Genomic DNA, 22821 nt, shown 5'->3' with positions numbered 1-22821 from the left:
TGCGAGGGGCTACGTCAGCCGACGGCCGGCAGGGAGAGGTGGATGCGGGCGCTGCCCAGGGCAGCCGTCATGACAGTCGTGGCCATGGGACCCACCTCCTGCTTTCTCTCCTCGGACCGGCATCGGCACGGCCCGAACCGGACGACTCACACCGTAGCCAAGCCGCCCCCGCCTGCCAACCGGTTTTTCACCGGCGGATTCACCGCGACGGCCCCGGCCCCGACCCTGCCCCGAAGCCGGTCCCGGACCCGGCCGCGAGCCCGGCGCCGTCCCGCCCCCGCCGCCGTCCCGCCCCGGGTCCGGCCGCGTCCCGGGATCGGATCCGCCTCAGCGCCGGTCCCACGGCGGGCGGGGCGGGTGGCTGGGCAGCGGGTACTCCGGGGGCGGGGCGACCGGCCGGTCGCTGTCCGGCGGGGGTGGCGCGGGCCGGTGGTGCGGACCGCCCCCGCGCGCGGCGATCCGGCCGCGGACGTTGTCGGCGGCCAGCACGTCGGCCCACCGCTCGGGGTACTCGGAGGGGACGTCGACCTCCTCGCCCTCGTCCTCCCAGTGCTCCTCCTCGCCGCCCTCGGCGAGGCCGAGCTCACGCGCCCGGCGGGCCCGCTCGACGGCACGGCGGGCGGCCACCTCGCGGACCACGGCGGCGGCCGCCTCCTCGTGGGCGCGCTCGTTCTCGGCCCGGGCGTCGGCCGTCTCCAGGGTGGGCCAGCGGCGGTCTATGGCCGCGTTCATCGCGGCGCCGATGAGCACCGCGAGCGCCACCACGAAGATCCAGAGCAGGACGGCGACCGGGGCGGCCAGCGAGCCGTACACCGAGTGGCCCTCGATGGAGCTGACCAGGTAGAGGCGGAGCGCGACGCTGCAGAAGACCAGCACCACCAGCGCGACCAGGGCCCCGGGGATGTCCTCCCGCCAGGGCGTGGAGACCGGCACGGCGAGGTGGTAGAGGGTCGTCAGCGAGACGATCAGCAGCAGGATGGCGAACGGCCAGTAGGCGGCGTTGACCAGCCCTGCGATCCCCGGGACGGCGTTCATCACCAGCCCGGGCCCGGCCATCAGCAGCGGCAGCACCAGCGAGCCGATGACCAGGGCGCCCAGGTAGAGGCCGAGCGACATCAGCCGGGTCTTGACGATGCCCCGCTTGCCGTCGAGCCCGTACATCACGGTGATGGTGTCGATGAAGATGTAGAGCGCCCGGGATCCGGACCAGAGCGAGAGCAGGAAGCCGATCGAGATCAGGTCGGGCCGGGTCTGGTCGAAGACCTGGCCCAGCAGCGGCTGCACGACCTCGGTGATCGAGGAGTCGGAGAGGACCGTCCCCGCGGCCTTGACGATGTCGGCCTTGAGGTTGTCGATGGTGCCGGCGCCGAGGAAGTCGTCGAGGTAGCCGAGGGTGCCGGCGAGGCAGAGCAGCAGGGGTGGGATGGAGAGGAGGGTGAAGAACGCCGCCTCCGCCGCGAGGCCGGTGACCCGGTACTCGACACAGGTGTTGGTGGTGTCCTTGACCAGGGCCCAGGTGGTGGACCGCCAGGTGACCTGTCTGGCCGCCCGCCGGGAGCCCTTGCCCCGACGACGGGAGGGCCGCTCGGGGTTCGGTCTGGTCGTTTCGCCTGCTGCTTGCACAGGGCTAACGGTATCGGGCCGTGGCCGGTCCACTGATCTCCTGTGGCGCGGAGCCGCCGTTCGACCCGTCGTCCGACCCGCGGCGGCCGCCCGCCGGACACTTCCCGAACACCCGCCGACCACCCGCCGACCATCTGCCGGCCTCGCGCCGGCCCCGGGGCGAGGCCGTGCCGACCGTCTGTCGACGATCCGCCGAGGGACCCGGAACGGGGAGCGGCGGGAACGCTCCGACATCTCAGTATTCGAAACCTTCTGGTCCAGAATACGGACGTTAGTGGACCGCGAGTCGTGCTCCGTGCGAATCTCTTGCCATGCCGAGCGCCGGAACCACCCTAGTAGGTCGACTTCACGTCGATCTCCTTCGCGTGTCCAGCGCCATCTGTCCGGTGACCTGAGCCCCACCCCGCCGCCACCCACCGCACCCGGCGCCACCACCTCGCCGTCCCCGCCGCAGCGGACGCGCAGGCGCCCGCCCGGTCAGCCGGTCACTGCATCGCAGGCCTTGAGAACCCGCAGGTCACAGCAGCACCGAACCGCCGAGCTCGTCCAGCGACCCACCCGGCGTCAGAGCCACCTGCCCCGAAGGACTTCACCATGGCCACCACTCCCGAGACCGCCGAGCCCACGGCCGACGCCGCCCCCGCGCGACGCCCCGCCGCGCCTCGCAAGGTGACCCGTCACCGCGGTGAGGGCCAGTGGGGCATGGGCCACTTCACCCCTCTGAACGCCAACGAGCAGTTCAAGAAGGACGACGACGGTCTCAACGTGCGGACACGTATTGAGACGATCTACGCGCACCGGGGCTTCGACTCGATCGACCCGGCCGACCTCCGCGGCCGGATGCGCTGGTGGGGTCTCTACACCCAGCGCAAGGAAGGCATCGACGGCGGCAAGACCGCGATCCTCGACCCGCACGAGCTCGACGCCGAGTACTTCATGCTCCGCGTCCGCATCGACGGCGGCCGGCTGACCGTCGCCCAGCTCCGCGCCGTCGCCGAGGTCTCGCAGGAGTACGGCCGCAACACCGCCGACCTGACCGACCGGCAGAACGTCCAGTACCACTGGATCCGGATCGAGGACGTCCCCTCCATCTGGCAGAAGCTGGAGGCCGTCGGCCTCTCCACCACCGAGGCCTGCGGTGACACCCCCCGCGTCATCCTCGGCTCCCCGGTGGCGGGCATCGCCGAGGACGAGATCATCGACGGCACCTCCGCCATCGACGAGATCCAGCGCCGGTTCATCGGCAACAAGGACTTCTCCAACCTGCCGCGCAAGTTCAAGTCCGCCGTCTCCGGCTCCCCGCTGCTGGACGTCGCGCACGAGATCAACGACATCGCCTTCGTCGGCGTCGTCCACCCCGAGCACGGCCCCGGCTTCGACCTCTGGGTCGGCGGCGGCCTCTCCACCAACCCCAAGCTCGGCGTGCGGCTCGGCGCGTGGGTCCCGCTCGACGAGGTCGCCGACGTCTACGGCGGTGTGATCGGCATCTTCCGCGACTACGGCTACCGCCGGCTGCGCAACCGCGCCCGGCTGAAGTTCCTGGTCGCCGACTGGGGCGTGGAGAAGTTCCGCCAGGTGCTGGAGGACGAGTACCTCAAGTACCAGCTGGTCGACGGCCCCGCCCCGGCGGAGCCCGCCGGCCGCTGGCGCGACCACGTCGGGGTGCACCGGCAGAAGGACGGCCGCTACTACGTCGGCTTCGCGCCGCGCGTCGGCCGGGTCGACGGCAAGCTGCTCGGACAGATCGCCGACCTCGCCGAGGCCCACGGCAGCGACCGGCTGCGCACCACCGCCGAGCAGAAGATGCTCGTCCTCGACATCACCGAGGACCGGGTCGAGTCGCTGGTGGCCGGCCTGGAGGCGCTGGACCTGCGGGTCACGCCCTCACCGTTCCGCCGCGGCACCATGGCCTGCACCGGCATCGAGTACTGCAAGCTCGCCATCGTCGAGACCAAGGAGCGCGGCCGCACGCTCATCGACGAGCTGGAGAAGCGCCTCCCCGACTTCGAGGAGCCGCTGACCATCAACATCAACGGCTGCCCGAACGCCTGCGCCCGCATCCAGGTCGCCGACATCGGTCTCAAGGGCCAGCTGGTGACCGACGAGCAGGGCAACCAGGTCGAGGGCTACCAGGTCCACCTGGGCGGCGCGCTCGGGCTGGAGGCCGGCTTCGGCCGCAAGGTCCGCGGCCTCAAGGTCACCAAGGACGGCCTGCCCGACTACGTCGAGCGCGTCCTGACCCGGTACCAGGCCGACCGCGCCGAGGGCGAGCGGTTCGCCCAGTGGGCGGCCAGGGCCGGCGAGGAGCAGCTGTCGTGAGCGAGCGCGCCGCACCGTTCTTCTGCCCGTACTGCGGTGACGAGGACCTGCGCCCCTCCGAGGTCGGACACGGCGCCTGGGAGTGCCACGGCTGCCGCCGGGCCTTCCAGCTGAAGTTCCTCGGCCTGCTCTCCCCCGCCAACGGGGCCCGGGCCAACGGCGCCCGGACCGGTGGGAACCAGACCGGTGGGAACCAGGGCGGCGGCAGCCCGGACAACGCGAGTCGGACCAGTGGGGGGAGCGCACCGCATGACCACCGCGACCACTGATGACCACCGGGCGCTGGCCGAGCAGGCCGGCCGGGAGCTGGAGGAGGCCACCCCGCAGGAGATCCTGCGCTGGGCCGCCGACACCTTCGGCAAGCGGTTCTGCGTCACCTCCTCCATGGAGGACGCGGTCGTCGCCCACCTCGCCTCCTCCGTCTTCCCCGGCGTGGACGTGGTCTTCCTGGACACCGGCTACCACTTCCCGGAGACCATCGGCACCCGGGACGCGGTGGCGGCGGTGATGCCGGTCAACGTCATCACGCTCACCCCGGCGCTGACCGTGGCCGAGCAGGACGCCCTGCACGGGCCGCACCTGCACGACCGCGACCCGGACCTGTGCTGCTCGCTGCGGAAGGTCGAGCCGCTCAACCGCGGCCTCGGCGGCTACGACGCCTGGGCCACCGGGCTGCGCCGCGACGACTCGCCGGCCCGCGCCGGCACCCCGGTGGTCTCCTGGGACGCCCGGCGCCGCAAGGTCAAGATCGCCCCGATCGCCCGGTGGACGCAGGAGGACGTGGACGCCTACGTCAACGCCAACGGCGTGCTGCTCAACCCCCTGCTGTGGGAGGGCTACACGTCGATCGGCTGTTCGCCGCTCTCCTGCACCCGCAAGCCCGGGGAGGGCGAGGACGCCCGGGCGGGCCGCTGGTCCGGCACCGGCAAGACCGAGTGCGGCATTCACCTCTGAGCCACCTCCGGGCATCCTCCGTGCCACCCCCGCCGCACATGATCGATCGTCAACACCCCTTCCGTCTGGAGAAGTCACCGTGAGCACAGTCCACACCCCGGTCGCCGAGAGAGCCGCAGAGGCGGCCCGTGCGGCCGCCCCCTGCGAGCGCGGCGCCACCGTGTGGCTGACCGGGCTGCCGAGCGCGGGCAAGACCACGCTGGCCTTCGCCCTGGCCGAGCGGCTGCGCGCCGAGGGCCACCGGGTGGAGGTGCTGGACGGCGACGAGATCCGCGAGTTCCTCTCCAAGGGCCTCGGGTTCTCCCGCGAGGACCGGCACACCAACGTCACCCGGATCGGCTTCGTCGCCGAGAAGCTCGCCGCCAACGGCGTCAAGGTGCTCGCCCCGGTGATCGCGCCGTTCGCCGACTCCCGCACCGCCGTCCGCGAGCGGCACGCCGCGAACGGCACGGACTTCCTGGAGATCCACGTCGCCACTCCGGTCGAGCTCTGCGCCGAGCGCGACGTCAAGGGGCTCTACGCGAAGCAGGCCGCCGGCGAGATCTCCGGCCTGACAGGGGTTGACGACCCGTACGAGGCGCCGGAGCATCCGGAGCTGCGCCTGCAGACGCAGGGCCGCGCGGTGGCCGAGTCCGCCGCGGAGCTGCACGCCTTCCTGACCGAGAGGGGCCTCGCATGACCACCGCGACCCAGAACCCGGTGCAGGCCGACGACCCCGACCAGAACGCCGGGGGGGCCTTCACGCTGTCCCACCTGGACACGCTGGAGGCCGAGTCGGTGCACATCTTCCGCGAGGTCGCGGGGGAGTTCGAGCGCCCGGTGATCCTGTTCTCGGGCGGCAAGGACTCCATCGTCATGCTGCACCTGGCGCTCAAGGCCTTCTGGCCGGCCGCCGTCCCGTTCTCGCTGCTGCACGTCGACACCGGCCACAACTTCCCCGAGGTCATCGCCTACCGCGACCGCGTGGTGGCCGAGCACAACCTGCGCCTGCACGTCGCCCACGTCCAGGACTTCATCGACGACGGCCGGCTGCGCGAGCGCCCCGACGGCACCCGCAACCCGCTGCAGACCGTCCCGCTGCTGGACGCCATCGAGACGGGCCGCTTCGACGCCGTCTTCGGCGGCGGACGCCGCGACGAGGAGAAGGCCCGCGCCAAGGAGCGCGTCTTCTCGCTGCGCGACGAGTTCGGCGCCTGGGACCCGCGCCGCCAGCGCCCCGAGCTGTGGTCGCTCTACAACGGCCGGCACGCGGTCGGCGAGCACGTCCGCGTCTTCCCGCTCTCCAACTGGACCGAGCTGGACGTCTGGCAGTACATCGAGCGCGAGTCCATCGAGCTCCCGGAGATCTACTACGCCCACGAGCGCGACGTCTTCGCCCGCGACGGCATGTGGCTGACCGCCGGCGAGTGGGGCGGCCCCAAGGAGAGCGAGCCGGTCGAGCGGCGCCTGATCCGCTACCGGACCGTCGGTGACATGTCCTGCACCGGCGCCGTCGACTCGGACGCGACCGACATCCGGGCCGTCATCGTCGAGATCGCGGCCAGCCGCCTCACCGAGCGCGGCGCCACCCGCGCCGACGACAAGCTCTCCGAGGCCGCGATGGAAGACCGCAAGCGCGAGGGATACTTCTAATGAGCACCACCCAGGAAACCACCGCCACCTCGCTGCTGCGCTTCGCCACCGCCGGCTCCGTCGACGACGGCAAGTCCACCCTGGTGGGCCGCCTGCTGCACGACTCCAAGTCGGTGCTGGCCGACCAGCTGGAGGCCGTCGAGCACGCCTCCCGCAGCCGCGGCCAGGAGACGCCCGACCTCGCGCTGCTCACCGACGGCCTGCGCGCCGAACGCGAGCAGGGCATCACCATCGACGTCGCGTACCGCTACTTCGCCACCCCGCGGCGGCGGTTCATCCTCGCCGACACCCCGGGGCACGTGCAGTACACCCGGAACATGGTGACCGGCGCCTCCACCGCGGAGCTCGCCGTCGTCCTGGTGGACGCCCGCAACGGCGTGGTCGAGCAGACCCGCCGGCACGCCGCCGTCGCCGCGCTGCTGCGCGTGCCGCACGTCGTGCTGGCCGTCAACAAGATGGACCTCGTCGAGTACGCGGAGCCGGTGTTCGCCGCCATCGCCGAGGAGTTCACCGCCTACGCCGCCTCGCTCGGCGTCAAGGACGTGGTGGCCGTCCCGATCTCGGCCCTGGCCGGGGACAACGTCGTCGAGCCCTCCGCGCACATGGACTGGTACGGCGGTCCGACCCTGCTGGAGCACCTGGAGACCGTCCCGGTCGGCAGCGACCCGAGCATCGAGCCGGTCCGCTTCCCGGTCCAGTACGTGATCCGCCCGCAGACCGAGGACCACCCCGACTACCGCGGCTACGCGGGGCAGTTGGCCTCCGGCGTGCTGCGGGTCGGCGACCCGGTGACGGTGCTGCCCTCCGGCCACACCACCACGGTCGTGGGCATCGACGCGCTCGGCCGGGAGACCGACGCCGCCTGGGCCCCCCAGTCGGTGACCGTCCGCCTCGCCGACGACCTCGACATCTCCCGCGGCGACCTGATCGCGGCCGGCCCGGCCCCCGTCCCGACCAAGGACATCGAGGCCACCGTCAGCCACCTCAGCGAGCGCCCGCTGCGGGCCGGCGACAAGGTGCTGCTCAAGCACACCACCCGCACGGTCCGCGCGCTGGTCAAGGAGATCTCCTACCGGATCGACATCACCGCGCCGATCCGCGACGGGAAGCTCGAACAGGGCTCCGGCGCCGACGGCCTGAACGTCAACGACATCGGCCACGTGGTGCTCCGCACCGCCGAACCGCTGGCGCTCGACGGCTACTCCGACAACCGTCTGACCGGGTCGTTCCTGCTGATCGACCCGGCCGACGGCACCACCCTCACCGCCGGCATGGCGGGCGAGGCGTTCGACACCGTACGCAGCAACGACGCTTCCGACACACCGGACGAGGAGGACTGGGTCTGATGCCCAGCGAGGCGTTCTCGGGCATGGACAAGGAAGGCGGCCGCATAGGCAGCGGCGTCCTCGGCAGCGGCCAGGGCGGCCTGACGCGATGTGTGAGCCGACAGGGCTGACAACAGCCCTGTCACCGGGCCGGTCACTGTTCCGCCCCACAGCCGGAACAGCAGTGCCGACCCGGCTTGCCCCGCATCACTCGATGCCGCAAGCACCACCCTGACCGTTGTCCGCCCCGAGACCGCATCCCGGCGGTCCGTCCGCGAGAAGGACTTCCACCATGGCACCGCACCAGGCGCTCCCGCACGCCCACCAGCCGCATAGCCCGGCACATCGCGGCGCCGGCCGGATCAGACGCTCCGCCGCCGCAGCCGTGGCCGGGCTGACCGCCGTGACCCTGCTCTCCGCCTGCGGCTACGGCTCGAAGAGCGACGACAGCAAGCCCAGCACCGCTGCCGCCGGTTCCGCCAGCGCCGCCAAGCTCTCCGCCGACTCGGTGAAGATCGGCTACTTCGCCAACCTCACCCACGGCACCCCGCTGGTCGGCCTCCAGGAGGGCATCCTCCAGAAGGAGCTCGGCGCCACCCAGATCAAGACCCAGGTCTTCAACGCGGGCCCGGCCGAGATCGAGGCGCTCAACGCCGGCTCCATCGACATCGGCTGGATCGGCCCCTCCCCCGCGATCAACGGCTACACCAAGTCCGAGGGCAAGTCGCTGAAGATCATCGGCGGTTCGGCCTCCGGTGGCGTCAAGCTGGTGGTCAACCCGGAGAAGATCGCCACCCTGGACGACCTCAAGGGCAAGAAGATCGCCACCCCGCAGCTGGGCAACACCCAGGACGTGGCGCTCCTCAACTACCTGGCCGGCAAGGGCTACAAGGTCGACGCCCAGTCCGGCGCCGGCGACGTCAGCGTGGTCCGCTCGGACAACAAGGTCACCCCGGACGCCTACAAGCAGGGCTCGATCGACGGCGCCTGGGTGCCGGAGCCGACCGCGTCCAAGCTGGTCACCCTCGGCGCGAAGGTCCTCCTCAACGAGAAGGACATCTGGCCGAACAAGCAGTTCGTGATCACCAACATCATCGTCTCGCAGAAGTTCCTGGCCGAGCACCCCGACGTGGTCGAGGCCGTCCTGCGCGGCTCGGTGACCACCAACGCCTTCATCAAGGCCAACCCGGACAAGGCCAAGGCCATCGCCAACGAGGCCATCAAGAAGGAGGCCGGCAACGCCCTGGAGGCCGCCATCCTCGACCCCGCGTGGGCCGACATCGACTTCCTGGACGACCCGCTGGCCGCCACCCTGCAGACCGAGGCCGACAACGCGGTGACCGCCGGTCTGCTCAAGAAGCCGAACCTGAGCGGGATCTACGACCTCACCCTGCTCAACAAGGTGCTCAAGGAGAAGGGCCAGACCACCGTGGCGGACGCCGGACTCGGCACCAAGTAACACCCCCCACGGCACCGGTGGGCGCGCCTGCAGCGTGCCCACCGCGTTCAAGCCCCGCGGTCCGGACCCCGCCCGCCCAGGCCCCGTGCCCGCTCGATGCCCCGAGCACGGTGCGGGCGGGGGCCCGGACCCCGGCTCCCTTCGCCACCACCCCTCCACGGCCCGCCGGCGGGCCGGAGGGGCCCATGACCACACCACGCAGGAGGTGCCCGGATGACCCCGGCACTGACCACCTCGGACGACGCCCCCGGCGTCGGCACCCGGAACGGCGCGCCCGCCGTCCGGATATCGCACGTGCACAAGTCCTTCGGCCGCCCCGGCGCGCAGACGCACGTCCTGGACGACATCACCCTCGATGTCGCACCGGGCGAGTTCGTCACGCTGCTCGGCGCCTCGGGCTGCGGCAAGTCCACCCTGCTCAACCTGGTCGCCGGCCTCGACGCGCCCACCGCGGGCACCATCGAGGTACCCGGGGGACGCCCCGCGCTGATGTTCCAGGAACACGCGCTCTTCCCCTGGCTCACGGCCGGAAAGAACATCGAACTCGCCCTCAAGCTCGCCGGTGTCCCCCGGGCCGAGCGCCGCGCCGAGGCCGAGCGGCTGCTCGAACTCGTCCGCCTCCAGGGCTCCCACGGCAAGCGCGTGCACGAGCTCTCCGGCGGCATGCGCCAGCGCGTCGCCCTGGCCCGCGCGCTCGCCCAGGGCAGCTCGCTGCTGCTCATGGACGAGCCGTTCGCCGCCCTCGACGCCATCACCCGCGACGTCCTGCACGACGAGATCACCCGCATCTGGGCCGAGCGCAAGCTCTCCGTCCTCTTCGTCACCCACAACGTGCGGGAGGCCGTCCGGCTCGCCCAGCGCGTGGTGCTGCTCTCCTCGCGCCCCGGCCGGGTCGCCCGCGAGTGGCGGATCGACCTCCCGCAGCCGCGCCGGATCGAGTCCTCCGGCGTGGCCGACCTGTCCATCGAGATCACCGAAGAACTGCGTGGGGAGATCCGCCGCCATGGCCAGCACTGACACCACGCCCACCAGCCGGGCCACCCTGGACAAGGCTCCCGGTGCGGACAGTGCCGACGTCGGCGCCGGCCTCGACGCGCTCGACGCCGTCAGCACCCAGGGCAGCTCGGTCGCGGACACCCTGCGGCAGAAGGCGCTGCCGCCGCTGCTCGGCGTGCTCCTGGTGCTCGCCCTGTGGCAGGGCGCCTACAGCCTGGAGATCACCAGCTCCTACAAGCTGCCCAGCCCGTCCGACGTCTGGCAGGCCGCCACGGACCTGTGGTCGGCCGGCACGCTGTTCTCGATCATCTGGACCAGCGTCTGGCGCGGCCTCTCCGGCTTCGTCGTCGCCGTCATCATCGGCACCCCGATCGGCCTGCTGGTCTCCCGGGTCAAGCCGGTCCGGGCCGCTCTCGGACCGGTCCTCTCCGGCCTCCAGTCACTGCCCTCGGTCGCCTGGGTGCCGGCCGCCGTCATCTGGCTCGGCATCAACGACTCGATGATGTACGCGGTCATCCTGCTCGGCGCCGTCCCGTCCATCGCCAACGGCCTGGTGGCCGGCATCGACCAGGTGCCGCCGCTGTTCCTGCGGGCCGGGCGCACCATCGGCGCCACCGGCCTGACCGGCGCCCGCCACATCCTGCTCCCCGCCGCGCTCCCCGGCTACCTGGCCGGACTCAAGCAGGGCTGGGCGTTCTCCTGGCGCTCGCTGATGGCCGCCGAACTCGTCGCCTCCTCCCCCGACCTGGGCCTCGGCCTCGGCCGGTACCTGGAGAACCAGCGCGAGTTCTCGGACATGGCCGGCGTCCTGCTCGGCATCATCCTCATCCTGTTCGTCGGCATCGCCATCGAACTCCTCGTCTTCACCCCGGTCGAGCGCCGGGTCCTGCGCAACCGCGGCCTGCTGGCCGCCGTCAAGTAAGGCCGCTCCGCATGAACGAAGGCCGGCTGTCCGCCGCCCCCGCCACCCCGGTGGCGGCGGGCAGCCCCGCCCTGCTGCTGATCGCCCACGGCAGCCGCGACGCCCGGCACGCCGCCACCGTCGCCGACCTGGTCGCCCGGGTCCGCGCGCTGCGCCCCGGCCTCGACCTCGCCACCGCCTACCTGGACCACTGCGCCCCGCGGATCCCGCAGGTCGTCTCCCGGCTCGGCTCCGCCGCGGTGGCCGTGCCGCTGCTCCTCAACCGCGCGTTCCACGCCAAGCACGACATCCCCGCCGCCCTGCGCGCGGCCGGCGCCGGACTGCCGACGGCCGACGTCCTCGGCCCGTCCCCGCTGCTGCTCGCCGCCCTCGACCGCCGGCTCACCGAGGCCGGCCCGGAGCTCGCGTCCGCCGCCGTCCGGGCCCGCACCGGCGTCGTCCTGGCGGCGGCCGGCTCCTCCGACCCGGCCGCCGACGCCGCCACCCGCGCCGTCGCCGCCGAGTGGCGCCGCACCCGCGGCTGGGCCGCCGTCGAGGTCGCCTACGCCTCCGCCGACGGTCCCCGCGTCCCCGACGCCCTGGCCGCGCTGCGCCGCGCCGGCGCCCGGCGGACCGCCGTCGCCCCCTACCTGCTCGCCCCCGGCCGTCTCCCCGACCGCATCGCCGGGGCCGCCGACGGCGCGGACCTCCTCGCCGACGTCCTCGGCGCCGCCCCCGAGGTCGCCCGTCTCCTCCTCCACCGCTACGACGCGGCCCGCCGGACCGCGTCGGCCGCCCCCGCACTGACCGCCTGATCCCGAGCGCGGCTCGGGCTCGGGCGTGGTCCAGGATGCTGTGCTCGCCGAGGTCGGGGGCATGGCGGGCCACGGTGCGGTGGTCGGCGTCGTCGTGCAGCACGGTGGGCCCGTGGTGCGCGGCAGTCGCCGCGATCAGGAGGTCGACCGCGGAAGCGCTCCGGTGCCGGCCGGTGAGAGCCAGCCATCGCGCGCTCCAATGCCTCTTCATCGATGTCGATCTGCGTCACGGACATTCACGCCTCCGCTGTATCGATGTCGGTTATGTACACGGGACTATGCGCCACCAGCATCGATCCGGAGGCCCCGGCTCAGTCGGTGGTGCCGAGGTGGACGGTGACCAGGCCGGTGGTGATCAGGGCGAGGCCCGCGAGGGCCGCCGGGGACGGCGTCTCGTGGCGCAGGACCAGCCCGGTCAGGACGGCTCCGATCGTGCCGATGCCGGTGAAGACGGCGTACGAGGTGCCCACCGGCAGGTCCTGGAGCGCGCGCGACAGCAGGTAGACCGCACCGAGCATCAGGACGAGGCAGAGCGCGGTCTGCGGGAGCCGGGTGAACCCCTCGGTCGGCTTGATGGACTGCGCCCAGGCGACCTCCACCGCTCCCGCCAGCAGCAGCCAGATCCACGGCACGGCGTCAGCCCGCCCGCGGGACGCGGTAGCCGACGAGCTTGTTGCCGAGCTCCTGGGCCCGGTACAGCGCGTCGGCGGCCGACTCCCGGTGCTGCTCCAGCCGGCCGGCCAGCGCGGGGTCGACCAGCGAGTTGACCAGTTCGGCGGCGATGACCTCGCCGTCCTCGACCGCGTAGTGGCCGCGGAAGAAGTCGAGCAGGTAGCGGCCGTTGTGGTCGAAGGGCGCGCGCGGGGTGCCGGGCCCGTAGGCGCCGCCCCGGGCGGCGACGACCACGAACTTCCGCGGGGCGAGGACCATCTTCGGGAACGTCACCTGGTCGATCCAGGCCTTGAGCGCGGCGGGTATGCCGAAGTTGTACATCGGCGCCCCGATCAGCACCACGTCCGCCGCGACCAGTTCGTCGAGCAGCGGCCGGACGACCGCCCAGGCCTCCTGCTCCTGTGCGGTGCGGACGGCCTCGGGGTAGCGGTCGGTCTCGGTGATGCCCTCGCGCAGCAGGGTGTCGCAGATCCGGGTCCAGCCCTCGCGGATCGGGGGCAGGGGTTCGGCGGCGAGGTCGCGGTGGGTGACCTCGCCCCCGCCCCCCAGCCAGGCTTCGGCGAAGGCCTCGCCGAGACGGCGGGTGAAGGAGTCGGAGCGCGCGCTGCTGTCGAGGTGCAGGAGGTGGGACACGGTGAACCCCCGGGTGGAGACGGGTACGGAAGGACCTGGGCATTAAGTGGACACTCCATCCACTTAGTTCCGCCGTCCACCGTAGAGCGAAGTGGACCAGGTGTCCACTTCGCTCTACGGTGAAGCCATGACGGAACTCCCGATGGCCGACGGCCCCCCACCGCGCGAGCGGGCCGACGCCGCCCGCAACCGGGCCAAGGTCCTCGCCGCCGCCGAGGGGCTGTTCGCGGCGGGCGATCCGGCCGCCGTCACCATGGACGACATCGCCAAGGCGGCCGGCATCGGCCGCGGCACCCTCTACCGCCGCTACCCGGACCGTGCGTCGATCGCCCGCGCCCTGCTCGACGAGCACGAGCGGGCCCTCCAGGAGCAACTGCTGCGCGGCGCCCCGCCGCTCGGACCGGGCGGCGGGGCGGGTGAGGCGCATCCGACGCCGGCCGACCGGCTGGCCGCGTTCTACCGGGCGATGGTCGACCTCCTGGAGACCCACGTCCACCTGGTGCTGGGCGCGGAGACCGGCCTCGCCCGCTTCCGGACCGGCGCCTACGCGTTCTGGCGGCTGCACGTCACCCACCTCGCCCGGCAGGCCGGCCTGCCGGACCCGGAGACGCTCGCCGACCAGCTCCTCGCCCCGCTCGCCCCCGAGCTCTTCCGCCACCAGCGCGACAGCGGCCGCACCCCCGGGCAGATCACCGCCGGCCTCTCGACCCTCGCGCACGGCACCCTGGGCCGGTGAGGCCCGGGCGCCCGGTCAGGCGGGGACGTGCCAGATCTGGTTGTCCGCGCCGTTGCAGTCCCAGATGCCGAGCTGGTTGCCGTTGGTGGCGACGAAGCCCAGGTTGTCCAGGCAGCGGCCGGACTGCGGGTTGAGGATCGAACCGTCGGCCCGGACCTGCCACTGCTGGGCGCCGGTGCCGTTGCAGGTGAACAGCTGCACCTTGGTGCCGTTGGCCGTCGCGGCGCCGGTGACGTCCAGGCACTTGTTGAGCGCCCGGACGGTGCCGTCGACGGCGATCTTCCACTGCTGGGCGTTGGTGCCGTTGCAGTCGTAGATCTGGACGGGAGTGCGGTCGGCGCTGCTCGCGCCCTTCACGTCCACGCACTTGCCGGCGTACCCGGAGATCTGACCGATCGGGCCGGCCGGCTGCGGCGGGAGCTTGGGGCCGGCGATCACACCGGCCGCCATCGCGGTCTCGTTGACGTTGCACGACAGCGAGACGGAGCCGTCGCCGACCCAGCTGTAGCTGCTGACGAACCGGTTGAAGGGGTGGCCGTTGGAGAGGTACTGACAGGTGGCCGTGATGTACCAGGTCTGCAGCGGGTCGATGCCGGAACACTGGCCGTACGCGTTCCAGCCGGAGGTGTAGGCGTAGCAGGTCCCGGCGAGCACCTCCGCACCGGCCTGCGCGGCCTGCGCGGTGGGTGCGGCCTGCGCGGTGGCGGCCGGCGCGACGATCGCGGCGGCGGCTCCGAGCAGAACGGTGCTGAACAGGGCGGCGGTACGGCGCATCGGAAGGTCCTTCCGGAGACGGGTGGGCCGGTCAACCCGCCGGCGGCAGCCGTGTGGTGACGGTGCGCCAGTTGTGCGGGTAGCGTGAAAGCCTCAGCGGATACCGGACGGCCGTCAATGACCGCCGTCCGATATCCGCCAACCCTCCGTCCACGGAGCGGCCCCGGTCACGGGTGGACGAACCACCCGGGACCAGCACCCGCGAGGAGCCGGACCCGCCACCGGACCGCGCCCACCGGACCGGCCGATCCGTCCGGAAAGCACCCGCCCCGCACCCGCCACCACCCCCGGGTACGCACGTGCCACGTCGGCAGTCACCGCCCGCACCGCGTCAGCGGGGGCAACGCCGGACGGCCCGGCTCCCCCGTTCACCGGGGGAGCCGGGCCGTTCACGGTCGAGTCGCTCAGTCGGCCTGGCGGCGCTGGCGGCCGGTGCCGTAGTTGGAGCCGGACTTGGCGCCGCTGCCGGGCTTGGCACGGCCGGAGGAGCGGCCGATGAATCCGGCCGCCTGGCGGGAACCGCCGCCGCCCTGGCCGCCCTGGCCGCTGCCGGAACCTCCGGCACCGAGCCGCTGCTTCGGACGGGGGCGGCGCGGGTTGCCGTTCATGTCGACGTCGGCGGGCAGCGCGGAGCGCTTGCCGGGGCGACGGCGCGGGGCGGATGACTTGCCCTCGGCCGCCGGGGCGGCAGCCGGGGCGGGCACCGCCAGGGTGACCGGGACGCCACTGGGGGTACGGGCGCCGGTGATCCGGGTCAGCTCGGCGTCACCGGGACGGATCCTGGTGGTGGTCGGGCGGATGCCGGCCACCGTCATCAGCCGGTTGACCTCGCGGCGCTGGTCGGGCAGCACGAGGGTGACCACGGTGCCGGACTCGCCGGCCCGGGCGGTGCGGCCCCCGCGGTGCAGGTAGTCCTTGTGGTCGATCGGCGGGTCGATGTTGACGACCAGGTCGAGGCCCTCGATGTGGATGCCGCGGGCGGCGACGTTGGTGGCGATCAGCGCGGTGATGTGACCGTCACGGAACTGGTCGAGCACCCGGTTGCGCTGCGGCTGGGACTTGCCGCCGTGCAGGGCCGCGGCCTTCACACCCGTGGCGAGCAGCTGCTTGGCGAGCCGGTCCGCGCCGTGCTTGGTGTGCACGAACATGATCACGCGCCCGTCGCGGGAGGCGATGTGGGCGGCGGCGGAGGCCTTGTCGGCCTGCTCCAGCTGCAGCAGGTGGTGGTCCATGGTGGTGACGGCACCGGCCGAGGGGTCCACCGAGTGGGTGACCGGGTCGGTCAGGAAGCGCTTGACCAGGCGGTCGACGTTGCGGTCCAGGGTGGCGGAGAACAGCATCCGCTGCCCGCCCTCGGCGACCTGCTCCAGCAGCTTGGTGACCTGCGGCAGGAAGCCCATGTCGGCCATCTGGTCGGCCTCGTCCAGCACGGTGATCGCGACGTCGGAGAGGTTGACGTCCCCGCGGCCGATCAGGTCGTCCAGCCGGCCGGGGGTGGCGACCAGCACCTCGGCGCCGCGCCGGACGGCGTTGGCCTGCCGGGTGATCGACATACCGCCGACGACGGTGGCGATCCGCAGGTTGACGGCGGTGGCGTACGGCGTGAGCGCCTCGGTCACCTGCTGGGCCAGCTCGCGGGTGGGCGTCAGCACGAGCGCCAGCGGGTGGCGGGCGTCGGCGCGCTTGCCGGCGGTGCGGGCGAGGACCGGCAGGCCGAAGGCCAGGGTCTTGCCGGAGCCGGTACGGCCGCGGCCGAGCACGTCGCGGCCGGCGATCGAGTCGGGCAGGGTGGCCGCCTGGATCGGGAACGGCTCGATGACGCCCTCGCGGGTGAGCGCGCTCAGGATGCCCTTGGGGAGCTCCAGCTCGGCGAAGCTCGCCGCCGGGGGCCGGGCCGGGGTGCCCTCGACGACGGTGAAGTCGGCGGCCTCGGCGACGCGGGGCGCGTTGCGGCGAGGGGTGCGGGGGGCACCGCCGCGGGGGGCGCCGGAACGGGCGCCCTCGGTGCGGGGCGCGCCGGCGCGCGGGGCACCGCCGGTGCGGGTGGTGCGGGGCTTGCGGGTGCGACCGCCGTCGCGGGGCGGCTGGGCAGGGGTGGTCACGGTTTCTCCATCCGTCGGTCAACAGCCCCGTTCAAAGGGCTGCCCGGCCGTCGGGAAAGGAGTGCGCCGCCCCGGCCGTTCGGCGGCATGGACGAGGGCCCGCACCGTGCGGTACGGGCCCTCGCTACGCGAGATCGCGAGTCAGCTCGGAAGCCGGACTCAGATGACGCGGATGTTCTCGGCCTGCGGGCCCTTCTGGCCCTGGGTCACGTCGAACTCGACCTTCTGACCCTCGACCAGCTCGCGGAAGCCCTGGGCGCTGATGTTCGAGTAGTGGGCGAACACGTCCGGGCCGCCGGTCTCCTGCTCGATGAAGCCGAAGCCCTTTTCGCTGTTGAACCACTTCACGGTGCCGGTAGCCATAACCGTCTCCTCTAACTGGGGCATCGGAGCCCACACCTCGTGGACCCCGTGTAGCCGCGATCCCCATCCGGAGGCTGAAACACCGGACAAAACAAATGCGCCTGTTGGTTGGAACCAGCAGGCGCACACAAGCGTTCATGGGAACCAAAACTGCAACTGGTTCGACTGTAGCACGGCCGCACCCCGATTGACCGGGGATTTTCTGCTCTGCAGATCACGTTTGCAGCCCTCGGGATAGGGGCAACCCGGCGGCGAAAAGCGCACACGGCGCCCGCCGGAGCGGGCGCCGTGTGCGCGTGCGTGGTGCGTGGTGGCGGATACGCCGTACGTGCTGCGCCGTACCCGCCGGGTGACCGGTCGGTCAGCGGCGCCCGGCCGCCTCCGGCAGTCCGTGCGCGTCCTGCGCGCCGCCCACGGGGGCGTGGCCGGCGCCCGGGGCGTCGCCGTGGCCGGGCCACCAGGCCGCCCGGCCGATCAGCGCGGTGAGCGCCGGGGTGAAGAACATCGCCATCACGAAGGCCGCCAGGATGATGCCGAAGGCCATCGCGAAGCCGAACTCCAGCATGAAGATGTTGCCCGCGAGCATGAACGTCCCGAACGACGCCGCCAGGATGAAGCCGGCCGCCGCGACGGTCGGACCGCCGTGGCGCAGCGCCTCCCGGGCCGCCTCGCGCGGGGAGCGGCCCTCGCGGGCCTCCTCGCGCAGACGGGCGATGATCAGGATGTTGTAGTCGGTCCCGATCGCCACCACGAAGAGGTAGATCAGGATCGGCAGCATGAACATGATGCCGTGCTCGCCCTTGATGTTCTGGAAGAGCAGGGTCGAGGACCCGAGGGTGGCGGTGAAGCCGAGGCCCACCGAGGCCATCAGGTACCAGGGGGCGACCACGCTGCGCAGTTGGAGCCCGAGGATCAGCAGGATCAGCAGACCTGCGATCGGGAACACCAGCTTGTAGTCGTGGCTCATCGCCAGGTTGATGTCCTTGTAGACGGCGGTCAGGCCGCCGACCTTGGTCTCGGTGCCGCCCGGCGCCTGCGCGTGGGCGACCTCGCGCAGCTTCGTGAGGGTGTCTATCGCCTCGTTGCTGGACGGCTCGTTCTTGAGCAGCACGGTGAAGTCGGCGGTGGCGCCGTCCTCGCTGAGCTGGGGCTTCGACGCGGCGGTGGCCACGCCGGGAACGCCGCCGAGCTTGGCGGCGAAGCCCTCGAACGCACCCGCGTCGAGCTTGCCGCCGCCGGTGGTGGTCAGGTAGACGTGGCTCGGGTCGGCGGCGCCGGCCGAGAAGCCGTTGACCAGCTTGTCCTGGACGACCATCGACTCCTTGTCCTTGGGCATGGAGCTGCCCGCGAGGTCGAAGGTGCCGTTGTAGCCGAGGGCGCCGGCCGAGAGGGCCAGCAGCACGCCGCCGGAGGCCACGGCGACCAGGGCGGGGCGCTTCTGCACCAGGCGGCCGAGGGCGAGGAAGCGGGCGTCCTTGGGCTCGTTCATCCACTTCTTGCCGGGCCAGAAGACCGCGCGCGCCGGGATGACGGCGAGCAGGGCCGGGGCCAGGGTGAGCGAGGCGAACGCGGTGACGACGACGGCGATGGCCAGGGCCGGGCCGAGCGCCTTGAACATGCCGAGGCTGGAGAGGATCAGCACCGCGAAGGCGACGGTGACCGCGCCGGCCGCGGAGGCGATGGCCTCGCCGACCCGGCCGACCGCGTTGGCGACGGCTTCCTTGCGGTCGTCACCGGCGCGCAGCCGCTCGCGGTAGCGGAACGCCAGGAACAGGAAGTAGTCGGTGCCGACACCGAGCACCACGACGATCAGGATCGCCGACAGGACCGGTGTGCTCTCCAGTTTGAACGCCTTGGTGGCGTAGGCGATCAGGCCGTTGGCCGCCGGCATGGCGATGATCAGCGAGACCACGATCGGCAGCAGTCCGGCGAGGACGCTGCGGAAGATGATCCCGACGATGATCACGACCAGCACCAGGGTGGCCAGCGCGATCACGGCGTCGGCGGCTCCGGAGGACTCCTTCTGGTCCAGCGCCTGGGCGGCTGCGCCGCCGAGCTGGAACTTGAGGTTGGTCCCGGAGGTGAGGGACTTGCCCTCGTCCCGGAGCTTCTTGGCGGCCTCGCCGAACTCGTCGGACTGCTGGGTGGCCTTGTCGATGGCGATCGGGGCGAGCGCGTACTTGCCGTCCTTGGAGGTCGACTGCTCGCTCGCCGGGACGATCTTCTCGACGTGCTCGATCTTCTTGTCGGTGAGACCCTGGACGATCTTGGCCATGGCGTCCTTGTCGGACGCGTCCATCGGGGCACCGTCGTTGCGCTCGAAGAGCGCGAGTGCGGACGGCGTGAAGTTGGCCGGGAACGCCTTCTCCTGGAGCACCGAGGCCTGGATCGACTCGTAGTGCTTGGGAAGGAACGAGGCCTCGTCGGTCTGCGCGGTGATCTTCGGGGCCGATGCGGCGATGGCGATCATCGCGATGACCCACGCCGCGATCACCCACCAGGCGCGACGGACGACGAAATGTCCTAGTCGGTGGAACATGCTCGTGATGCCTCCTGGGCATGGTTCACCGCAGCCCTTGGGGGACGGGACGCCGGGCGACGGATCGAGACCGGCCCGGGCCGTGCAGGGGCACAGCACCTAGCCGGTCGGCAGGTAAGTATTCAGGGAACATCATCCTACGACCGCTTGCTTGCCGGCCGGCAAGCAACCCCCGTAACCCTGTAGCCGATCCCCCTGAGGCCGCCGTACGGAGGCCGCACCCATCTTCGCGCGCGTACGACACCCGTGACCTCGTGCTCCGGGTGGAGACCGATCCCCCTCAGGGTGGACTTTTTACCCTCCCGCAGGGAGGAGAAGTCAGGGTTCCCTGGTAGGGAAAACCCCACCCCTCCCCCGAGGAAGACCACAGGGGGAACTCCCCCGCCAGCCGGATACTCCGTCAACCTCCTTCTCCCTAAGGTCGATTGCGACGCCGGATCCGCAGCCGGCCTCCGCTCCCGGCGGCCGACCACCGCCGTACCACCGGCCGCACCCGCTCACCGGGGCTCCGGCCGCTCTCCCAGGGGGACCTCGTGAAGACCAAGCTCGGCATGGCCGCCGCGATGGGCGCATGGAGCGCCCGGCACAGAAAGACGGCCGTCTTCGGCTGGCTGATCTTCGTCGTCGCCGCCGCGTTCCTCGGCGGCCTGCACGGAAGCACCCAGGTCAAGGAGTCCGAGGCGATGCCCGGCCAGGTCTCCCGGGCCGCCAAGATCCTCGACGACGCCGGACTCAAGTCCCCGGCGAGCGAGACCGTGCTGATCCAGAGCGCCACCCTGACCTCCGAGGCCCCCGCCTTCAGGACCACCGTCGAGCAGGTGATCAAGGGCGTCGACGGCACCGGCAAGGCCGACGGCATCCGCTCCCCGTACGACACCCGGGCGATCTCCGCGGACGGCCACTCCGTCCTCGTCCAGCTCACCGTGAAGGGCGATCACGACGAGGCGGTCGAGAACGTCACCGCCGTGGTGGACGCCGTCGCCGCCGTGCAGAAGCAGCACCCCGACCTCACCGTGGTCGAACTCGGCGACGCCAGCTCCGGCAAGTGGATCGACCAGCAGTTCGCCGACGACTTCGCCCGCGCCGAGTGGACGGCCGTCCCGCTCGCCCTCGGCATCCTGCTGATCGCCTTCGGCGCGCTGGTCGCCGCCGTCCTCCCCGTGGTCCTCGCCATCACCGCCTTCGTCGCGGCCGGCGGGCTGGTCGCCCTCAGCAGCGGGTTCCTCCACACCAGCAACAACGCCAGCTCCGTGATGCTCCTCGTCGGCCTCGCCGTCGGCGTCGACTACTGCCTGTTCTACCTGCGCCGCGAGCGCGAGGAGCGGGCCGCCGGCCGCGACCTGGACACGGCGCTGAAGGTCGCCGCCGCCACCAGCGGCCGGGCCGTCCTGGTCTCCGGCGTCACCGTGGTGGTCGCCATGGCCGGCATGTTCCTCACCGGAATCGCCGAGTTCCAGGCCATGGCCTACGCCACCATCGTGGTCGTCGTCACCGCGGTGCTCGGCTCGCTCACCGTGCTGCCCGCCCTGCTGTCCATGCTCGGCGACCGGGTCGACAAGGGCCGTGTCCCCTTCCTCCGCAAGCTCCGCCGCGCCGACGCCGCCACCACCGGCGGCCGGTTCTGGAACGCCGTCCTCACCCCCGTGCTGCGCCGCCCGCTGGCCGCCACCGTCCTCGCCGGCGCCGTCCTGCTCGGCCTGTCCGCGCCCATGCTCACCATGCACACCGCCAACCTCACGTTCCAGCAGCAGCTGCCCGAGGGCAACCGGCTGGTCGCCGTCTCGCAGAAGATCGAGGCCGCCTTCCCCGGCAGCCCGGCCCCCGCCTCCGTGGTCATCAAGTCCACCGACATCGACTCCCCCGCGATGACCGCGGCGATCGCCGACCTCAAGGCGAAGGCCCTGGCCAGCGGCCGGATGCACGGTCCGGTGGACGTCACCGTCCACGCCGAGCAGAACGTCGCCACCGTCGACATACCGCTCAACGGCACCGGCAACGACGACGTCAGCAACGGCGCGCTGAAGGCCCTCCGCGAGGACCTGGTGCCCTCCACCGTCCTCAAGGTGCCCGGCACCGAGGCCCCGGTCACCGGTCGCACCGCCGGCTCGTACGACTTCAACGCCAAGATGACCGGCTCGATGCCGCTGGTGTTCGGCTTCGTGGTGGCCTTCGCCTTCCTCCTGATGCTGACCTCGTTCCGCTCGCTGGCCGTCGCCGGCACCGCCGTGGTGCTCAACCTGCTCTCGGTCGGCGCCGCGTACGGCGTGCTCACCCTGGTCTTCCAGCACGGTGTCGGCGCCTCGCTGCTCGGCACCGCCGGGGTCGGCGCGGTCGAGTCCTGGGTGCCGCTCTTCCTCTTCGTGATCCTCTTCGGCCTCTCGATGGACTACCACGTCTTCGTGGTCTCCCGGATCAAGGAGGGCCACGACCGGGGCATGCCGACCCGGGCCGCCGTCGCGCACGGCATCCGCTCCACGGCCGGGGTGGTCACCAGCGCCGCGGTGATCATGGTGGCGGTGTTCGGGGTCTTCGGCACCCTCTCCATGCAGGCGATGAAGCAGATGGGCGTCGGCCTCGCGGTCGCGGTGCTGATCGACGCGACGATCATCCGCGCGGTCCTGCTGCCCGCGGTGATGACCCTGCTCGGGGACCACAACTGGTACCTGCCCCGCTGGCTCGGCCGGCTGCCGAACCTCTCGCACGGCGAGACCTTCCCGCCGGTCGGCGCCCCCGCCGCGACGATCGCCCCGCCGGCCCCCGAGCCGGCCCTCCAGGCCCGGCACCGCCGGATCGAGGTCTGACCTTCCCCTCCGACCTCACACCCGCCGGGCCCCGCGACACGCGGGGCCCGGCACCTCTTTGCCAGAATGATCGCCGTCTCCCCCCGGAGCCCGCCCTCACCCCCGCCCGCACGCCCCCGCCGTCCGTCCGGAGCCCGGCAGGCCGCAGGACGAAGGCGGGCCCCGACCGCCACCACG

The 22821-nt window shown here is 72.2% G+C and carries 19 protein-coding genes and 2 pseudogenes; 13 read left to right on the top strand and 8 right to left on the bottom strand.

What is annotated here, in order from left to right:
* Nucleotides 1-327: 327 nt before the first annotated feature.
* Nucleotides 328-1623 carry a YihY/virulence factor BrkB family protein gene (locus PUR56_RS36660; protein WP_329881915.1) on the bottom strand — a complete coding sequence of 432 codons (1296 nt, stop codon included), beginning with the start codon at nucleotides 1621-1623 and terminating at the stop codon, nucleotides 328-330.
* Nucleotides 1624-1934: 311 nt separating this feature from the next.
* Here PUR56_RS36660 and PUR56_RS36655 point away from each other — a divergent pair, with 311 nt between their 5' ends.
* From PUR56_RS36655 to PUR56_RS36605, 11 genes and pseudogenes are all read left to right on the top strand, one after another.
* The gene (locus PUR56_RS36655; protein WP_310593185.1) at nucleotides 1935-2018 is read left to right on the top strand and encodes a putative leader peptide; all 84 of its coding nucleotides are present in this window, start codon (nucleotides 1935-1937) and stop codon (nucleotides 2016-2018) included.
* Nucleotides 2019-2217: 199 nt separating this feature from the next.
* On the top strand, nucleotides 2218-3942 hold the full coding sequence (locus PUR56_RS36650) for a nitrite/sulfite reductase (RefSeq protein WP_329881914.1): 1725 nt from the start codon (nucleotides 2218-2220) through the stop codon (nucleotides 3940-3942).
* Nucleotides 3939-4118, top strand: a pseudogene (locus tag PUR56_RS36645) (hypothetical protein); the annotation flags it as partial. The gene PUR56_RS36650 and the pseudogene PUR56_RS36645, both read left to right, overlap by 4 nt.
* Nucleotides 4119-4191: 73 nt before the next feature.
* Nucleotides 4192-4896 (top strand): phosphoadenylyl-sulfate reductase, encoded by a 705-nt coding sequence (locus tag PUR56_RS36640; protein WP_329952132.1) that lies wholly within the window; start codon nucleotides 4192-4194, stop codon nucleotides 4894-4896.
* A gap of 79 nt (nucleotides 4897-4975) precedes the next feature.
* Nucleotides 4976-5575 carry an adenylyl-sulfate kinase gene (cysC, locus tag PUR56_RS36635; RefSeq protein WP_329881912.1) on the top strand — a complete coding sequence of 200 codons (600 nt, stop codon included), beginning with the start codon at nucleotides 4976-4978 and terminating at the stop codon, nucleotides 5573-5575.
* A complete protein-coding gene (gene cysD / locus PUR56_RS36630; protein ID WP_329952131.1) occupies nucleotides 5572-6528 on the top strand; it encodes a sulfate adenylyltransferase subunit CysD in 957 nt (318 codons plus the stop codon). The genes cysC and cysD overlap by 4 nt, the downstream gene beginning before the upstream one ends.
* On the top strand, nucleotides 6528-7874 hold the full coding sequence (locus PUR56_RS36625) for a sulfate adenylyltransferase subunit 1 (protein ID WP_329952130.1): 1347 nt from the start codon (nucleotides 6528-6530) through the stop codon (nucleotides 7872-7874). The genes cysD and PUR56_RS36625 overlap by 1 nt, the downstream gene beginning before the upstream one ends.
* 271 nt (nucleotides 7875-8145) lie before the next feature.
* The gene (locus PUR56_RS36620; protein ID WP_329952129.1) at nucleotides 8146-9312 is read left to right on the top strand and encodes an aliphatic sulfonate ABC transporter substrate-binding protein; all 1167 of its coding nucleotides are present in this window, start codon (nucleotides 8146-8148) and stop codon (nucleotides 9310-9312) included.
* A gap of 213 nt (nucleotides 9313-9525) precedes the next feature.
* Nucleotides 9526-10329 carry an ABC transporter ATP-binding protein gene (locus PUR56_RS36615; RefSeq protein WP_329952128.1) on the top strand — a complete coding sequence of 268 codons (804 nt, stop codon included), beginning with the start codon at nucleotides 9526-9528 and terminating at the stop codon, nucleotides 10327-10329.
* Entirely contained in the window at nucleotides 10316-11230 is a 915-nt protein-coding gene (locus tag PUR56_RS36610; RefSeq protein WP_329881907.1) for an ABC transporter permease, read from the top strand. The genes PUR56_RS36615 and PUR56_RS36610 overlap by 14 nt, the downstream gene beginning before the upstream one ends.
* A gap of 11 nt (nucleotides 11231-11241) precedes the next feature.
* The gene (locus tag PUR56_RS36605; RefSeq protein ID WP_329952127.1) at nucleotides 11242-12024 is read left to right on the top strand and encodes a sirohydrochlorin chelatase; all 783 of its coding nucleotides are present in this window, start codon (nucleotides 11242-11244) and stop codon (nucleotides 12022-12024) included.
* Nucleotides 12025-12046: 22 nt separating this feature from the next.
* Here the strand turns inward: PUR56_RS36605 and PUR56_RS36600 are convergent.
* The 3 genes and pseudogenes from PUR56_RS36600 to PUR56_RS36590 form a co-directional block, all read right to left on the bottom strand.
* Nucleotides 12047-12208: pseudogene (locus PUR56_RS36600) on the bottom strand (PIN domain-containing protein); the annotation flags it as partial.
* Nucleotides 12209-12335: 127 nt separating this feature from the next.
* A complete protein-coding gene (locus PUR56_RS36595; RefSeq protein WP_329881904.1) occupies nucleotides 12336-12656 on the bottom strand; it encodes a DMT family transporter in 321 nt (106 codons plus the stop codon).
* 4 nt (nucleotides 12657-12660) lie between these two features.
* Nucleotides 12661-13329, bottom strand: a complete 669-nt coding sequence (locus tag PUR56_RS36590; RefSeq protein WP_329952126.1) for an FMN-dependent NADH-azoreductase — start codon at nucleotides 13327-13329, stop codon at nucleotides 12661-12663.
* Between the two features lie 127 nt (nucleotides 13330-13456).
* Here PUR56_RS36590 and PUR56_RS36585 point away from each other — a divergent pair, with 127 nt between their 5' ends.
* Nucleotides 13457-14065: a TetR/AcrR family transcriptional regulator gene (locus tag PUR56_RS36585; protein ID WP_329881902.1), complete on the top strand. Its 609-nt coding sequence runs from the start codon at nucleotides 13457-13459 to the stop codon at nucleotides 14063-14065.
* A 15-nt stretch (nucleotides 14066-14080) separates the two neighbouring features.
* Here the strand turns inward: PUR56_RS36585 and PUR56_RS36580 are convergent, their stop codons facing one another.
* From PUR56_RS36580 to PUR56_RS36565, 4 genes are all read right to left on the bottom strand, one after another.
* Nucleotides 14081-14839: a ricin-type beta-trefoil lectin domain protein gene (locus PUR56_RS36580; RefSeq protein WP_329952125.1), complete on the bottom strand. Its 759-nt coding sequence runs from the start codon at nucleotides 14837-14839 to the stop codon at nucleotides 14081-14083.
* Between the two features lie 404 nt (nucleotides 14840-15243).
* The gene (locus PUR56_RS36575) at nucleotides 15244-16941 is read right to left on the bottom strand and encodes a DEAD/DEAH box helicase (protein WP_329952124.1); all 1698 of its coding nucleotides are present in this window, start codon (nucleotides 16939-16941) and stop codon (nucleotides 15244-15246) included.
* 159 nt (nucleotides 16942-17100) lie between these two features.
* Complete coding sequence (locus tag PUR56_RS36570) at nucleotides 17101-17304, bottom strand: cold-shock protein (RefSeq protein WP_329881899.1); 204 nt, start codon at nucleotides 17302-17304, stop codon at nucleotides 17101-17103.
* A gap of 361 nt (nucleotides 17305-17665) precedes the next feature.
* Nucleotides 17666-19843: an MMPL family transporter gene (locus PUR56_RS36565; protein ID WP_329881898.1), complete on the bottom strand. Its 2178-nt coding sequence runs from the start codon at nucleotides 19841-19843 to the stop codon at nucleotides 17666-17668.
* Between the two features lie 551 nt (nucleotides 19844-20394).
* Between PUR56_RS36565 and PUR56_RS36560 the strand changes: the two genes are divergently transcribed.
* Nucleotides 20395-22644 carry an MMPL family transporter gene (locus PUR56_RS36560; RefSeq protein ID WP_443034614.1) on the top strand — a complete coding sequence of 750 codons (2250 nt, stop codon included), beginning with the start codon at nucleotides 20395-20397 and terminating at the stop codon, nucleotides 22642-22644.
* Nucleotides 22645-22821 lie beyond the last annotated feature (177 nt).

Origin of the sequence: Streptomyces sp. BE303, from assembly GCF_036290945.1 — a bacterium.
Lineage (GTDB): Bacteria > Actinomycetota > Actinomycetes > Streptomycetales > Streptomycetaceae > Kitasatospora.
The sequence above is the reverse complement of the archived record's forward strand: the minus strand, read 5'-3'. Positions and strand labels throughout refer to the sequence as shown.

Excerpts from the sequence above, each read along its gene's own strand:
- PUR56_RS36580 (WP_329952125.1), bottom strand. The coding sequence starts at position 14,839 with ATGCGCCGTACCGCCGCCCTGTTCAGCACCGTTCTGCTCGGAGCCGCC.
- PUR56_RS36620 (WP_329952129.1), top strand. The coding sequence starts at position 8,146 with ATGGCACCGCACCAGGCGCTCCCGCACGCCCACCAGCCGCATAGCCCG.
- PUR56_RS36625 (WP_329952130.1), top strand. The coding sequence starts at position 6,528 with ATGAGCACCACCCAGGAAACCACCGCCACCTCGCTGCTGCGCTTCGCC.
- PUR56_RS36615 (WP_329952128.1), top strand. The coding sequence starts at position 9,526 with ATGACCCCGGCACTGACCACCTCGGACGACGCCCCCGGCGTCGGCACC.
- PUR56_RS36605 (WP_329952127.1), top strand. The coding sequence starts at position 11,242 with ATGAACGAAGGCCGGCTGTCCGCCGCCCCCGCCACCCCGGTGGCGGCG.
- PUR56_RS36585 (WP_329881902.1), top strand. The coding sequence starts at position 13,457 with ATGACGGAACTCCCGATGGCCGACGGCCCCCCACCGCGCGAGCGGGCC.
- PUR56_RS36560 (WP_443034614.1), top strand. The coding sequence starts at position 20,395 with ATGGCCGCCGCGATGGGCGCATGGAGCGCCCGGCACAGAAAGACGGCC.
- PUR56_RS36570 (WP_329881899.1), bottom strand. The coding sequence starts at position 17,304 with ATGGCTACCGGCACCGTGAAGTGGTTCAACAGCGAAAAGGGCTTCGGC.
- PUR56_RS36655 (WP_310593185.1), top strand. The coding sequence starts at position 1,935 with ATGCCGAGCGCCGGAACCACCCTAGTAGGTCGACTTCACGTCGATCTC.
- PUR56_RS36610 (WP_329881907.1), top strand. The coding sequence starts at position 10,316 with ATGGCCAGCACTGACACCACGCCCACCAGCCGGGCCACCCTGGACAAG.
- cysD (WP_329952131.1), top strand. The coding sequence starts at position 5,572 with ATGACCACCGCGACCCAGAACCCGGTGCAGGCCGACGACCCCGACCAG.
- PUR56_RS36640 (WP_329952132.1), top strand. The coding sequence starts at position 4,192 with ATGACCACCGCGACCACTGATGACCACCGGGCGCTGGCCGAGCAGGCC.
- PUR56_RS36650 (WP_329881914.1), top strand. The coding sequence starts at position 2,218 with ATGGCCACCACTCCCGAGACCGCCGAGCCCACGGCCGACGCCGCCCCC.
- PUR56_RS36565 (WP_329881898.1), bottom strand. The coding sequence starts at position 19,843 with ATGTTCCACCGACTAGGACATTTCGTCGTCCGTCGCGCCTGGTGGGTG.